Origin of the sequence: Myxococcus llanfairpwllgwyngyllgogerychwyrndrobwllllantysiliogogogochensis, assembly GCF_006636215.1 — a bacterium.
GTDB lineage: Bacteria > Myxococcota > Myxococcia > Myxococcales > Myxococcaceae > Myxococcus > Myxococcus llanfairpwllgwyngyllgogerychwyrndrobwllllantysiliogogogochensis.
Map to the genome: position 1 here is coordinate 1 of NZ_VIFM01000151.1, position 14,152 is coordinate 14,152.

13 protein-coding genes are annotated in these 14,152 nt (G+C 69.0%); 7 read left to right on the forward strand and 6 right to left on the reverse strand.

The window, feature by feature from the left end; genetic code table 11:
- Positions 1 to 105 precede the first annotated feature (105 nt).
- Positions 106 to 486 (forward strand): response regulator, encoded by a 381-nt coding sequence (locus FJV41_RS30370; protein ID WP_141646077.1) that lies wholly within the window; start codon positions 106 to 108, stop codon positions 484 to 486.
- A 6-nt stretch (positions 487 to 492) separates the two neighbouring features.
- Here FJV41_RS30370 and rpe read toward each other — a convergent pair whose 3' ends face one another.
- A complete protein-coding gene (rpe, locus tag FJV41_RS30375; RefSeq protein WP_141646078.1) occupies positions 493 to 1,149 on the reverse strand; it encodes a ribulose-phosphate 3-epimerase in 657 nt (218 codons plus the stop codon).
- Between the two features lie 170 nt (positions 1,150 to 1,319).
- On the opposite strand from rpe, the gene FJV41_RS30380 reads away from it, so the two are divergent.
- Entirely contained in the window at positions 1,320 to 2,843 is a 1,524-nt protein-coding gene (locus tag FJV41_RS30380; protein WP_246137520.1) for a GAF and HD-GYP domain-containing protein, read from the forward strand.
- A gap of 96 nt (positions 2,844 to 2,939) precedes the next feature.
- Here the strand turns inward: FJV41_RS30380 and pyk are convergent, their stop codons facing one another.
- The 4 genes from pyk to FJV41_RS30400 all read right to left on the reverse strand — a co-directional run bounded on the left by pyk (position 2,940) and on the right by FJV41_RS30400 (position 7,251).
- Entirely contained in the window at positions 2,940 to 4,370 is a 1,431-nt protein-coding gene (gene pyk / locus FJV41_RS30385; RefSeq protein WP_141646079.1) for a pyruvate kinase, read from the reverse strand.
- A 101-nt stretch (positions 4,371 to 4,471) separates the two neighbouring features.
- A complete protein-coding gene (locus FJV41_RS30390; RefSeq protein ID WP_141646080.1) occupies positions 4,472 to 5,344 on the reverse strand; it encodes a hypothetical protein in 873 nt (290 codons plus the stop codon).
- A 153-nt stretch (positions 5,345 to 5,497) separates the two neighbouring features.
- Positions 5,498 to 6,955: an NFACT RNA binding domain-containing protein gene (locus tag FJV41_RS30395; protein WP_141646081.1), complete on the reverse strand. Its 1,458-nt coding sequence runs from the start codon at positions 6,953 to 6,955 to the stop codon at positions 5,498 to 5,500.
- A 98-nt stretch (positions 6,956 to 7,053) separates the two neighbouring features.
- Positions 7,054 to 7,251 carry an excinuclease ABC subunit A gene (locus FJV41_RS30400; protein WP_141646082.1) on the reverse strand — a complete coding sequence of 66 codons (198 nt, stop codon included), beginning with the start codon at positions 7,249 to 7,251 and terminating at the stop codon, positions 7,054 to 7,056.
- Positions 7,252 to 7,614: 363 nt separating this feature from the next.
- Between FJV41_RS30400 and FJV41_RS30405 the strand changes: the two genes are divergently transcribed.
- A complete protein-coding gene (locus FJV41_RS30405) occupies positions 7,615 to 8,910 on the forward strand; it encodes a glycoside hydrolase family 1 protein (RefSeq protein WP_141646083.1) in 1,296 nt (431 codons plus the stop codon).
- Between the two features lie 45 nt (positions 8,911 to 8,955).
- Here FJV41_RS30405 and dusB read toward each other — a convergent pair whose 3' ends face one another.
- Positions 8,956 to 9,972, reverse strand: a complete 1,017-nt coding sequence (gene dusB / locus FJV41_RS30410; protein WP_141646084.1) for a tRNA dihydrouridine synthase DusB — start codon at positions 9,970 to 9,972, stop codon at positions 8,956 to 8,958.
- A gap of 96 nt (positions 9,973 to 10,068) precedes the next feature.
- Between dusB and FJV41_RS30415 the strand changes: the two genes are divergently transcribed.
- From FJV41_RS30415 to FJV41_RS30430, 4 genes are all read left to right on the forward strand, one after another.
- Positions 10,069 to 11,511 (forward strand): TPR end-of-group domain-containing protein, encoded by a 1,443-nt coding sequence (locus FJV41_RS30415; RefSeq protein ID WP_141646085.1) that lies wholly within the window; start codon positions 10,069 to 10,071, stop codon positions 11,509 to 11,511.
- Between the two features lie 84 nt (positions 11,512 to 11,595).
- Complete coding sequence (locus tag FJV41_RS30420) at positions 11,596 to 12,624, forward strand: acyl-CoA desaturase (protein ID WP_141646086.1); 1,029 nt, start codon at positions 11,596 to 11,598, stop codon at positions 12,622 to 12,624.
- 122 nt (positions 12,625 to 12,746) lie between these two features.
- Positions 12,747 to 13,313: an RNA polymerase sigma factor gene (locus FJV41_RS30425; protein ID WP_246137523.1), complete on the forward strand. Its 567-nt coding sequence runs from the start codon at positions 12,747 to 12,749 to the stop codon at positions 13,311 to 13,313.
- Positions 13,310 to 14,128, forward strand: a complete 819-nt coding sequence (locus tag FJV41_RS30430) for a DUF1109 family protein (protein ID WP_141646088.1) — start codon at positions 13,310 to 13,312, stop codon at positions 14,126 to 14,128. Before FJV41_RS30425 ends, FJV41_RS30430 begins: the two co-directional genes overlap by 4 nt.
- Positions 14,129 to 14,152 lie beyond the last annotated feature (24 nt).

Sequence of the window (14,152 nt, forward strand, 5' to 3'; positions counted from 1 at the left end):
CCCACCCTCCCCCCTTTTAAACTCCCCGACATTCCGGTACTTCCGGATATATTCACGGATTCTCCGGGCCGAAAAAGGCAGTGGGCCGTGCAGCTCGAAACGAAAATGCCCCCCGTCGTCCTCATCTCCGATGATGAACCGCTCATCGTGTCGGCCCTCGCCCGGGAGGCGAAGCGGTCCGGCTTGACGTGCATCTCGGACACGACGTCCGAGCGCGTCCTGGAGCTGGCCCGCCTCCACCGCCCCGCCGTCATCATCCTGGACATCAACCAGCACCAGGACGGCCGCGACCTGCTCGCCCAGCTCAAGCAGGACCCGTCCACCCGCGACTGCAAGGTCATCATCCTCAGCGGCGTCGAGGACCAGTTCACCCGCCACGTCTGCTTCGAGCTCGGCGCGGACGACTACGAGGTGAAGCCCTTCGACCCCACCTTCATGACCCGCGTCGCCCGGCTCGCCAGCACCGTCGCGCGCACCCGCGCCTGAAGCCCGCTACGAGCGCAGTGAACGGATGGCCGCCGCCCGGTCCTTCGCCCCGAAGACGTAGCTGCCCGCCACCAGCACCGTCGCCCCCGCCGCGACGACGCGCTTCGCCGTGTCGGCGTTGATGCCCCCGTCCACCTCGATGTCCGTGTCCAAGCCACGCGCGTCGAACATCGCTCGCAGCCGGCGCACCTTGTCCACCGTCGCCTCGATGAAGCCCTGCCCGCCAAAACCCGGGTTCACGCTCATCAGCAACACCATGTCCACGTCCCCCAGCACCTCTTCAATCGCCGACAGCGGCGTGCTCGGGTTCAACACCACCGACGCCTTCGCCCCCGCCTGACGAATCTGTTGCAGGGTGCGGTGCAGATGAGGGCTCGCCTCCACGTGCACCGTCAGCACGTCCGCCCCCGCCTTCACGAAGGCCTCCACGTACTTCTCCGGCTCCACAATCATCAAATGTACGTCCAGCGGCTTCGTGGCCGCTCGCTTGATGGCCTCCACCACCACCGGCCCAATCGTGATGTTCGGCACGAACCGGCCATCCATCACATCAACGTGAATCAGGTCCGCTCCCGCGGCTTCGATGTCGCGGACCTCCTCGGCCAGGCGACCAAAGTCAGAGGACAGGAGCGAGGGGGCAATGCGCACAGGGCGACGGCTCATGGAGGCGCTACATACCCGCTTCCCACTCCCTCCGGCACGGGCTGAATTCCCGGACGTCCACTCGAAAGCAGGAAACCGAGCAGGTCGGGCCTGAAGGCAGTCACCTGGCTGGGCATGTTACAACCTCGACGTCCTGCACGGCCGCAGGCCACGTCGCCCGGAGCCGCTCGGTGCTCTCACGCTCTCCCGCCGTTCCGCAGCCACTCCCCGACCTCAATCGACGACTGGCGAAGCTCACGTCCATCCTGGACGTCGCCAAGGCCATGAGCGCCGAGAGGGATTTGGACCTGCTGCTCCCGCTCATCCTCTTCGAGGCCACCAAGGTGGTGGAGGCGGACCGCTGCTCGCTCTTCATCCTGGACCGCGAGCGCAATGAGCTGTGGAGCAAGGTGGCCCAGGGCTCGAAGAGCGAAATCCGGCTCCCCGTGGGCAGCGGCATCGCCGGACAGGTGGCTCACACCGGCGCCATCATCAACATCCCAGACGCCTACGCCGACACTCGCTTCAACCGCTCGTTCGACGTCTCCAGCGGCTACCAGACGAAGACCATCCTCTGCGTCCCCATGCGCGACGCCAACGGCGAAGTCACCGGCGTCATCCAGGCCCTCAACAGGCTCGATGGCCAGGGCTTCAACTCCGAGGACGAGGAGCTGCTGCTCGCCCTGGGCGCCCAGGCCGCCGGCGCGATTGAGAACGCCCTGCTCCACGAGGAGATCAACCGCCTCTTCGAGGGCTTCGTCTCCGCCTCTGTCGTCGCCATCGAAGCGCGGGACCCCACGACGGCCGGTCATTCGGGCCGCGTCGCCGACCTCACCGTGACCCTGGCCCAGGCCCTGGAGCACCTGTCCACCGGCACCTATGCCCGGACGCACTTCTCCTCCACGGAGATTCAGGAGATTCGCTACGCCTCGCTGCTCCACGACTTCGGCAAGGTGGGCGTGCGGGAGAACGTGCTCGTCAAGGCGGAGAAGCTCTACCCGCATGAGCTCGAGGGACTTCGAGCCCGCTTCCAGCTCGCGCGCAAGGACCTCCAGCTCCAGAGCTACCGCCGCCGCTTCGAGGCCGTGAAGCACCGCGGCGACAAGCACCTGGCGGAAATCGAGGCCGAGGAGACCGAGCGACTCGGCACCGAGCTGAAGCACCTGCACGAGGTGTTCGACTTCGTCCTCACCTGCAACCGCCCCACGGTGCTCGCCCAGGGCGGGTTCGAGCGCCTGAACGAGCTGGGACACCTCCAGTTCGAGGACGCCGACGGCAAGACCCAGCCGCTGCTGCTGCCTCGCGAAATCCAGTCGCTCTCCATCACCCGAGGCACCCTCTCCTCCGAGGAGCGCCGCGAAATCGAGAGCCACGTCGAGCACACCTACCGCTTCCTCACCCAGATTCCGTGGACGCGCGCCCTGCGCCGCGTGCCCGAAATCGCCTACGCGCACCACGAGAAGCTCGACGGCACCGGCTACCCGCGCGCCATCCCCGAGCGCACCATCCCCGTCCAGTCGCGGATGATGTCCATCTCCGACATCTACGACGCGCTCACCGCCAGCGACCGGCCCTACAAGAAGGCCGTGCCCCATACCCTCGCGCTCGACATCCTCAAGCGCGAGGCCGACAACGGGCAGTTGGACAAGGAGCTGTTCCACATCTTCGTGGACGCGGAGATTCCCCGCCGCGCACTGCCCAACGCGCCGAAGTAGCAGTCCCATCACGCACGAAGGGGAAGCCCTAACCACGGGCCTCCCCTCACGGTGCTTCGATGAGACTCAGGCCCAAGCCTTCGATTCGACGTCGACTCAGCCTTCGATGGTGTGCAGCCGCAGGCTGTTGATCTTCCCGGGCTGTCCCACGGGCGCGCCGTACACGATGACGATGCGGTCACCCTTGCGACCCAGGCCCCGCGCCACCAGCTCCTCACCCACGCGGCGCACCATCGCCTCGGTGTCCTGGATGGGCTCCAGCACTCGCGGCACCACGCCCCACAGGAGCGCCAGCCGACGACGGACCTCCTGGTTCGGGCTGAAGGCCACAATCGGCACCGACGGCCGATAGTGCGACAACAGCCGCGCCGTCACGCCAGACAGCGTGAACGCGGCAATCAGCGACGCGCCACTCGCCTTCGCCGCCTCGCACGCCACGCGCGCAATCACATCCGGGAAGTGCGTGGGCAATCCCAGCGGCGCGTCGATGTTGCGCAACACCGGCTGCACCCGCTGCGACGACTCCGCCGCCAGGATGATGCGCTCCATCATCTGCACGGACTCAATGGGGAACTTGCCGCTCGCCGTCTCGCCCGAGAGCATCACCGCGTCCGCGCCGTCGAACACCGCGTTGGCCACGTCGCTCGCCTCGGCGCGCGTGGGCCGCGGGTTATCAATCATCGAGTTCAACATCTGCGTTGCCACGATGACCGGCAGGCCGCGCAGGTTCGAACGCCGGATGATGTCCTTCTGGACGGCCGGGACTTCCTCGGGCGGAATCTCCACGCCCAAATCGCCTCGCGCCACCATCACCCCGTCCGTCTTGTCCAGGATGGCGTCCAGCCGGGCAATCGCCTCCGGCTTCTCCAGCTTCGCGATGATGGGCACCGTCCGGCCCACCTCCGCCATCGCCTGCCTCGCCGCGTCCAGGTCCGACGGCTGCCGCACGAAGGACAGCGCGATGAAGTCCACGCCCGCCTTGATGCCGAAGACCAGGTCCTCGCGGTCCTTCGGCGTCAGCGCATCCGCGCGCACCGCCACACCGGGCAGGTTGATGCCCTTGTTGTTCTTCAGCGCGCCGCCGTGGATGACTTCCGTCTTGATGAGCTTCTGCTTGTCCGTGTGCAGGACCTTCAGCTCCAGCAAGCCGTCGTCCAACAGGATGCGGTCGCCCGGATTCACGTCCGCCGCCAGGAACGGGTACGTGGTGGACACGATTTCGTCCGTGCCCGGCACCGTCTCGTCCGTGGTGATGTGGAAGATGCCGCCTTCCTTCAGGTCCGTGCTGCCCTTGGTGAAGCGGCCCGTGCGAATCTTCGGGCCCTGCAAGTCACCGAGGATTCCCACCGCCTTGCGCACCTTCAGCGAGGCCGCGCGCAGCTTGGCGATGTTCTCCGCGTGCTGCTCATGGCTGCCGTGCGAGAAGTTCAATCTCGCGACGTCCATGCCGTTCTCCAGCAGCGCCTCCAACATCTCCTGGCTCTGACTCGCGGGCCCAAGGGTGCAGACAATCTTCGCTCGTCGCATATGGCTCGGGAGGATGGGTGCCCCTCACGAACGCGTCAAGCACGCACCACGCGTCGCTTCGCTCGGTAAAACGGTAAATGAGCCAGCGAGCAACGGAGCCATCAACCGCGCAACAACACGCCCAGATTCTCCCGCTCCCAGCGCAGCGCCGCCGCGTAGTGAGGGTACGTGCGCTCGCGCTCCCGGAAGGCGCGCGGGTGGTGGACCCGACGCCCGCCTCGCCCCGTGCTCGGGAAGAGCTGATGCAGCATCTCGTGGTAGACGATGAACTCCACGAAGAAGGCCGGCACCTCGGGCCTGTCCAGCGCGGGATGGATGCGAATCTCCCGCGTCTGATGGTCGTACACGCCCAGTCGGATGGACTTGCGCCGACGCCTCGGAGGCATCCGTCCCCAGCCGATGCGCGCCTGGATGACGTTCTCGAAAAAAGTGGCGTTGACGTTGTTGTAAAGCGCCGTCAGGTCGAAACAGCGCCCCAACGGGTTGAGGTCCGCGTCGGATTCACGACGCACCTGGCGGATTCGCGGCTGCTGTCCCCGGATGTACTCGTCCAGGAGCACGCCCGCCGTCCGGTGTCCCCGGCCCGCGTAGTCCGCCACCGCGCGGACGATGGACTCCGGCGCGTCCAGGAACATGTGGTGCAGCCGCAGCTGGAGCGCGTTGCCCCCTCGACGGAAGGACACCATGGTGGAGCGGTTGTCCGTCACCGCCAGCTTCACCGGCATCCCCAGCTCCGCGCTCAGCCTCCAGGCCAGGGACTCCGCGCGGGTCCACATCTCCTCACGGGGAGAGGGAACCGTGAGCATGCGCGGTGCTTCTTCCGGAGCCCGATGCCGGGGCGGAGGCGGCCGGAGCTGCGGAACGGGCTCGAGCCGCGGAACAACCTCCGCGACCTCCTTTTCCAGGGCACGAGGCTCCGCGACCGCCGCCGTGGCCCGACTGGCCGCGGAGAGGCCGCGTGGAAACAGGGACATCTGACGGAAAAACTCGGAGGTCACTCGGCGCGCATCGTACCCGGCAACCTCCCGGACTCAAGGCCGCCGGCCTTTGCCCGCCTGCTCTCCGTCAGCCCGTCAACCGCGCCCCACCCCTCCGCGCTGAGGTTCACACTCCGGGGGGAAGTTTCGTCACGGAGCGGGCAACTCGGTGTGACGGGACTTGAGCAGTCGCTCCAGCCGCTCCGCTTCCATGCGCACCACGAAGGTCTTCTCGCGCGTGTACGTCACCTGCCCCGGAGCCCCACCCTTCACCTTCCGCACGAACTTCGCCTGCACGTAGCTCACCTCGCCACGCGGCTCGCCCTTCGCCCCCGAGTGGTGCAGCGCCAGGTGCGCCGCGTCCAGGAGCACCTCCTGCGTGGGCTCCTGCCCCTTCTCCAGGGGAAGCACCACGTGACTGCCCGGCACTCCGCGCGCGTGGAACCACAGGTACCAGGGCCGGGCCACCTTGAAGGTGAGCGTGTCGTTGTCCTCCGAACCCCGCCCCACCCAGATGCGCGAGCCCGCGTGGCCCACGTACTCCTTGAAGGGCTTGCCCTCCGGGGTGGCCTCCCCGCCCACGGGCACGTGCAGCACCTGCGCCTGCGCGAGCAGCATCACCTCGTCCATCCGCTCCACCTGCTCCAGCGACAACTGGGCGTGAGCCACTTCCCGCGCCAGCTCCGCCTCGCGGTGGCGCGCCTGCTCCACGCCTCGCAGCAGCCGGCGGTACTGGTGGAAGTTCCAGTCCGCCTCCTCCTTGGGCGTGCGCTTCGGGTCCAGCTTCACCTGGACCTCCTCCGCGCCGGCCTCGGTGTACTCGGTGAGCGTGACCTCGGTGGCGCCCCGCTTGAGGCGGAAGAGGTTCTGCGCGAGCAGCTCCCCCATCCGACGGTGCTTCTCCGCGTCCGGCCCGCGCCCCGCCTCCGCCCTCACCTTCTCCAGGGTGCGCGAGGAGCGCTTGAGGCGAGCGCGGTACGGCTGCGCCAGTCGGCGGCGGATGGACTCCGCGCGGCTCGCCTGGTCCTTGGCCCCGAGCAGCAGCTCCGCCGCGTGGGAGTAGGGAAGCGTGTCCCCCTCGGCGGGCACCAGCCGCGAGGGTGCGAGGCGCGCCTTGGCCAGCGCGTCCGGAGGCAGCGACTCCGGAGGCGTCCACGCCGCGCCCGCGTAGAGATTGCGCCGGGGACCGAAGCCCTCGCCGGACAACATCAGCACCCGCCCCTGCTCACTCAAGAGGAGCAGTCCGCCCGGAGAGCCCAGCTCCATCACCAGACGACGGCGCACCTCCTCGCGCTCGAAGTCCAGCTCCACCACCCGCTCCGCGTCGCGAAAGCGCGCCGCCAGGAGCTTCGCGCCAGTCAGCTCGTGCCGCAGCCACCGCTGGAAGGGCGCGGGTTCGCCCGGTGTGGGGAAGCGCGTCTCGGCGACGGCCACCCGGGACAGCTCTCCCTCGGCGCACAGACATAAAAGGATGGAGCGCCCGGGGACTCGCAGCTCCAGGTAGGCCAGCCTCGGCAGCGGGCACCAGGCCTTCTGGGCCACCGCTCCCGTCAGCTTCGCCCCCACCTCCGCCACCACCTGCTCCAGCTCCGAGGGACGCAGTGACATGGGCAACCTCCTGTCCGGACAAAAGAAAAACGGCCCGGCGGATTTCGCCGAGCCGTTCACCGGACGTCAAACACCGTCCGCGAATGACGCTTTACTGCTCAGGACTCCGGGGTCGCCGGGGCCGCCGCCGTCTTGGCCTTGCTCGCGCGCTTGCGGGCAGGGGCCTTCTTGGTGGCCTTACGAGCAGTCGTCTTCTTCGCCGCCGCCTTCTTCGCGGTCTTGCCAGCCGTCTTGCGGGTGGTCGTCTTCTTCGCGGCGGTCTTCTTCTTCGCGGCGGTCTTCTTCTTAGCGGCCATCAGAACCCTCCATGTAATTGGCCCCAGTGAACCGAGGGCCTGCACTCTTCTTTTGATGGAGTGAGTGCTTGAAGTGAATGGTACGGGCGACACACCAGTGTGTCAACGCATGGTGATGTATTGCATCGCGCGGCGAGGCCGATTTTTCGGCATCGGGCGGTGCCGGAGGTCGCGAAAGGCGCTTCGAGGACACTTCCGAAGCGACGCGCGAAAACGCGCGCGAGGCCGAATTCTAGGCTCCGGACGCGACGGAGCCGTTCGCGGCGCGCGCCTCGCGAGCGCACTGTCGGCTGCCGCGCACTGGCCTTCGCGGCACTCCGAACTTTTCGCGATGGAGGGTCGCGTCTACGGTGCGCGGCCACGATGAGGACCTCCGAGATGACCTTCCCCGCGGACTTCACCTTCGGCGTCGCGACCTCCGCGTACCAGGTGGAGGGCGGCATCGAGAACGACTGGGCCGAGTGGGAGCGCGCGGGAAAATTGAAGGAGCCCCACGCCCGTTGCGGGCGAGCGGTGGACCACTGGCACCGCTACGAGGAGGACTACGCGCTGGCCCGCGCCGTGGGCGCCACCGCCTTCCGAATCTCCCTCGAGTGGGCGCGAATCGAGCCGGAGCGCGGGAGGTTCGACGAGGCCGCGCTGGAGGCATACCGGGAGCGGCTCCTGAAGATGAAGGCCCAGGGCCTGCGGCCGGTGGTGACGCTCCACCACTTCACCCATCCGACATGGTTCCACCGGGAGACGCCGTGGCACTCGCCCGAGAGCGTGGAGGTCTTCCGCCGCTATTCCCGCCGGTGCGCCGCGTTGCTGGAGGGCCTGGACGCGCTCGTCATCTCCTTCAACGAGCCGATGGTGCTGCTCTTGGGCGGCTACCTCCAGGGCGCCATCCCCCCGGGCATCGCCGACGGGGCGCTCACCATGAGGGCGCTGGAGAACATGGTCCGCTCCCACGCGGCGGCGAGGCGGGAGCTGCTGGAGCGCCTGGGCCGGGTGGAGCTGGGCATCTCCCAGAACATGCTCGCCTTCGCGCCGGACCGCTGGTGGAACCCGCTGGACCGCGCCCTCGTGCGGCTGGCCTCGCCCGCCTACAACCACGCCTTCCACGAGGCGCTCTCCACGGGGAAGCTCCGGGTGAACATGCCCGGGGTGGCCACCACCCGCGCCGACATCCCCGAGGCCCGGGACTCGGTGGAGTTCATCGGGGTGAACTACTACAGCCGCGCGCACCTGCGCTTCGTGCCGCGCCCGCCCTTCATCGAGTTCAAGTACCGCGACACCCGGGGCCGGGGCCTCACCGACATCGGCTGGGAGGACTGGCCCGAGGGCTTCCTCCAGACGCTGCGCGACGTGAAGCGCTACGGCAAGCCGGTGTGGATTACGGAGAACGGCATCGATGACCGCGCGGGCGCCCGCCGTCCCCACTACCTGCACTCCCACCTCTCCCAGGTGCTGGCCGCCCGGGCCCAGGGCGTGGACGTGCGCGGCTACCTCTATTGGAGCCTGCTCGACAACTTCGAGTGGCTGGAGGGCTGGGGCCCGCGCTTCGGCCTCTACCACGTCGACTTCGACACGCTGGAGCGGCGCCCCACCCCCGCCTGCGACTACTTCCGCGCGGTCGCCACCGGCCGCGTGCTCGTGCCGCCCGGTGCGTCCCTTTAGGAACTTCCGCGCCCCTCGGGTGAGAACCCGTGGGGCGCGAAGTCGTCAACCGAGCGCCGCGCGGTAGTCGACGTCCTGCTCCTCGGATGAGTCCCCGGAGCGGTCCGAGTCGGCGGCGGAGAAGAAGGCGCGCACGGCGTCCGCCACCGCTTCCGGTGCATCCAGGGTGTTGGCGCGCGCACGGAAGGCGGCGGCGCCCGCGAGGCCATGGGCGTACCAGCCCAGGTGTCGGCGGAAGGAGCGCACGGCGCCGAGCGGGTCCCCCACGAAGGCCAGGTGCGCGTGGAAGTGCTCCAGCACCAGGGCGCACCGCTCCTCGGGCGAAGGCGCGTCCCCGCCCGCGAGCTCGCGAAATATCCACGGGTTGCCCAGGGCCGCGCGGCCAATCATCACGTAGTCGCAGCCGGTCGTCTCCAGCATGCGCCGCGCGTCCTCGGGCGTGCGCACATCCCCGTTGCCGAACAGGGGCAGCTCCGGGAAGTGGCGCTTCAAGTCGGTGATGACGCTCCAGTCCGCCTGCCCCGAGTAGCCCTGCTCCCGGGTGCGAGGGTGGATGGCCAGCCCCGCGCAGCCGGCCTCCTGGAGCGCGGCGGCCATCTGGAGGTAGTTGCGCGTCCTGGCGTCCCAGCCCGAGCGAATCTTGCAGGTGACGGGCAGGCCCGAGGCCTCGCGCATCGCCCGGACGATGGCGGCGGCGCGCTCCGGGTCGCTCAAGAGCGCGCTGCCCGCCCCGTTCTTCGTCACCTTCTTCACCGGGCAGCCCATGTTGATGTCCAGCATCTGCGCCCCATGGGACTTGCCGACCGCGGCCGCGAGGCCCATGGCCTCCGGGTCGCCTCCATAGAGCTGGAGCGAGTAGGGCTTCTCCACCTCCGCGTCGAAGCGCAGGTACATGAGGGTGCGCTGGTTGGCCCGCATCAACCCCTGGGAGCTGACGAGCTCGGTGGGGCACAGGGCGGCGCCCATGCGGAAGGCGAGCACCCGGAAGGGCATCTCGGACACCCCGGCCATGGGGGCGAGGACAAAAGGATTCGGGAGGGAATAAGGGCCGAGTCGCAGCATGGGGCTTCTGGGAACCTACCGAAATGAAGAGGAAGCGGTTGCGGGATGTGCGCTACGGACTGCGCATCCGCGCCTCAACGGTTAAGGTCCGTGCCCATGTTCCGCTTTCGCCTCGGGAGCATTCCCGTCGACGTCCACCCCAGCCACCTGCTGGTCTCCGCCGTGCTCGCCTACAGCTCGGTCCGCGCCTCGCAGGACGGCTGGCCCTTCCGCCAGGTGTCCGAGGCGCCCGCCCTGGGCCAGGCCAGTGCCATGGTGGTGTTCGTCCTGTCGTGGATGCTCATTGTCTTCGTGTCCGTGCTGGTCCACGAACTGGGCCACGCCCTGGCCAGCCGCCTCTTCGGCTACCACCCGAGCATCGCGCTCGTCTGGCTGGGCGGGCACACCCTGCCCACGGACATGCCGGGCCCGCTTCCATGGAAGAGGGATTTGGTCATCACCGTGGCGGGGCCCCTCTTCGGGCTGCTGCTCGGCGTGGTGAGCCTGGTGGGCTACCTGGTCTTCAACGGGCACTCCCCCGCGCTGGACTTCTTCCTGCGCACCTTCGCCGGCGCCAACTTCATCTGGGCCATCTTCAACCTGCTGCCCGTGCTGCCGCTGGACGGTGGGCGGCTGGTCTCCACGCTGGCCACCCGGGTGCTCGGCCCCCGGCGGGGACTGCTCGCGTCCCAGGGCCTGGCGCTGCTGGTGTGCGTGGCCGTGGTCGTCTACAGCCTGAACATCGGGTGGCTCTTCCCCGCCATCTTCTTCGCCATGTACGGCGTCCAGGCGTTCCGCACCGTGGCGGAGGCCCTGAGCTCCGGAGGCAACGCCCCGCGCGTCGGTGGCCCAGGCTCGCTGGACAGCCCCGTGGCGGGGAAGCTTCGCGAGGCGAAAATCGCGCTGGATGCGGGCCGGCTGGATGACGCACGCCGGCTGGGCGCCGCGGTGCTGGAGGGCGGCGACGGCCTCACCCCCGAGCTGGCCAGCCACGCCCACCACCTGCTCGGCTGGGTGGCGCTGAAGGAAGGCCAGGGCCGGCAGGCGCTGGACCACTTCTCCCAGGTGCAGGGGCTCCAGGTGGAGCCGCATGCGGTGGCCGCGTCCTTCTCCCTCGTCGGTGACGACGCGCGCGCGCTGGATTGGTGGAAGCAGGCCTGGCAGACGTCCTCGGACCGCACGGTGATGCACGAGTACGCCGGGACGTTGATCCGCCTGGGCCGGACGCCGGAGGCCCTGAAGCTGCCCGGCGTGGAAGCCGCCGCGGCGTTCAGCTGCGCGGAGCGCGTGCTCTTCATCCGAGGCGTCTATTCGGAGGCCGCCGCGATGGGCGAGGCCGCGCTGGAGCACGCCCCGAGCGCCAGCATCGCCTACGACGCCGCGTGCGCTTATGCCAAGGCGCGCAACGTGCCCGACGCGGTGCGCCTGCTGCGCCGGGCCAGCGAGCTGGGATTCAAGGACGGGGCCTATGCCGCCTCGGACGCGGACCTGGCGCCCCTGCATGGCCACCCCGCTTTCGAGGAGTGGTTGACGGAGCTGCGGCAATCCGCCGCCTCCTGACAGAGCGATGACAGGAGGGGGTGTTGATGCGGGACGAGGCTGCGCACCTTCGGGCGCGCTCCTGCTCCAGCTCAAGAGGCTCCCTTGCAGACTTCCTCTCCTGCTCCCGCCCTGCCCTCGGACAACGAGCGCCTGAACTGGCTGTCGTCCATCCCCTTCTTCGCCGTCCACATCATGTGCCTCTTCGCCTTCTCTGTCGGGGCGAAGCCAGTGGACGTGGCGGTCTGTGTGGGGCTGTACATCCTGCGCATGTGGGGAATCACGGTGGGCTTCCACCGCTACTTCTCCCACCGGGCCTTCAAGACGGGGCGCGTCTTCCAGTTCATCCTCGCGCTGGTGGGCACCCTGTCGACGCAGAAGGGCGTGTTGTGGTGGGCGGCCAACCATCGCCACCACCACCGGACGTCGGACCAGGCGGACGACATCCACTCGCCGGTGCAGAAGGGCTTCTGGTTCAGCCACGTGGGCTGGATTCTGTGTGACAAGTACGGGCCCACGCGCATGGAGGGCATCAAGGACTTCGCGCGCTTCCCGGAGCTGGTGTGGCTCAACCGCTTCCACCTGGTGCCGCCCGTCCTGCTGGCGGTGGCGCTCTACTTCATCGGCGGCTTCTCCATGCTGGTGTGGGGCTTCTTCGTCAGCACCACCCTCTTGTGGCACGGGACGTTCACCATCAACTCCCTGAGCCACATCTTCGGCAAGCGCCGCTACAAGACGACGGACACCAGCCGCAACAACTGGCTCCTGGCGCTCATCACCCTCGGCGAGGGCTGGCACAACAACCACCACTACCACCAGAACACCGCCAACCAGGGCTGGTTCTGGTGGGAGGTGGACCTGAGCTTCTACTCGTTGAAGGTCCTCTCCTGGTTCAAGGTCGTGGAGGGCCTGCGGCTGCCCTCCGACTCGGTCAGGTACGCGTACAGGAAGTACTCGGCGGAGGACCGCGCGGCGCTGGCCACGCCCACCCGCTTCTTCGGCGCGGGAGGCGCGCGCGCGCAATTGGTCGCCGCCAGGACGGCCGCCGAGGGCAAGGTTCGCGAGGCGCTGGCCGCCGCCGCGGATCACCTGCCCTCCTCCGCACCCACACCGCAGCCCATGCTCAAGCAGTGACGATGGCGGGGCCGAGGCACACCCACCCTGGGTCTCATGCAACCGGCTAGAGTGCCGCGCGCGTGTCACCGCCTTCATCGATGAAACCAGCCTCCGCGCCCGTGCGTACCGGAGACGACTCGGTGCGCACTTCCGTCGCACCCGAGTCCGACGAGGTGCTGATGGCGCGGTTTTGTGAAGGGCAGGCTCCGGCGTTCGACGCGCTCTTCCAGCGTCACTCCCGACAGGTGCGCGGATACCTCACCCGCCTGACGGGCAGCGCGTCCACCGCCGAGGACCTGGTGCAGCTCACCTTCATGTCCCTGGTCCGCTCGCGAGGGCGCTTCCAGGTGGGCTCCCGCTTCAAGCCGTGGCTGTATGCCATCGCCACCAATGCCGCGCGCGACTCCCAGCGCCGGGGCCGTCGCACCGAGGAGCTGACGGCCGAGGGGGAACTGCCCACGGGCATCGCCGACGAGAGCCCCGCGCCCCGAGACGTGGGCCTGGAGCGCGCGGTGCGACAGGCGCTCGACATGCTCCCCGAGGGCCAGCGCATCCCCATCCTCCTGCACCGCTTCGAGGGCATGGGCTTCGCCGAAATCGCCGACACCCTGGGCCTCACCGAGAGCGCGGTGAAGGTCCGGGCCCATCGAGGCTATGAGCGACTGCGCGAGCTGCTCGCCACCCTGCGCACGGAGACCTTGGAATGACCCCGGAGTGTTCACGGGTGATGGACTGTCTGGGCGAGGCCCTGCCCCCGGAGCTGACGAAGCACGTGGCGTCCTGTGAGGACTGCCAGGTGGTGACGGGCGGCTTCGACCTCCTCGGCGGTCCGAGTCACGCCACGGCGTCGACGCTCCCCACGGCCTCCGCCTCCTCCGAGGATGACGAGCAGACGCTGCCCGGCCACGACACCGCGCGACGCTTCGCCCTGGAAACCCTGGCGAAGCAGCCCATGGCGCGTCCCTGGTGGCACGGGCTGGCCCTGCTGGTGGGCGTCCACGCGGCGATGGTGGGCGTGGGGCTGACCCTGCTGAGCCGCCGAGGCGGATGGGTGGGCAACGCGTCCCCGCCGGGACTGGTGGTGGGCGTGGGAGTCGTCATCCTCGCGCTGCTCGGCGCGGGCGCCTTTGTCGCGCTGTCGCCCCGCCGTCGGGTGGTGCCCTGGGCGGGAGTCCTCGCCTTCGCTGGAGCCCTGGGCGTCACCGTAGTGCTCACCGGGTCCGGACAGCAGGGCCGGGCATTGCTGGCCGGCGTCCTCGGCTGCGCGGGCACGGAGCTGGCGGTGACGGTGGTGCCGCTGGCCGTCACACTGGCGCTGCTGAGCCGCTCCGCCTACCACCCCGCGCGAGCGCTGGCCGCCGGGCTGTCCGCCGGCTCGGTCAGCCTGCTCGTCCTCCACGTGCATTGCCCCGACGGGACAGCGGCCCACCTGCTCTGGGGCCATGTGGTGCCCTGGCTGGGGCTCGCGGGAATCGCCGTGCTGCTGCGCTCGCTACTGCCCACGCGCAGCTACGCCCCCTGAAGACAGGCCACCCGCCGCCCTCCC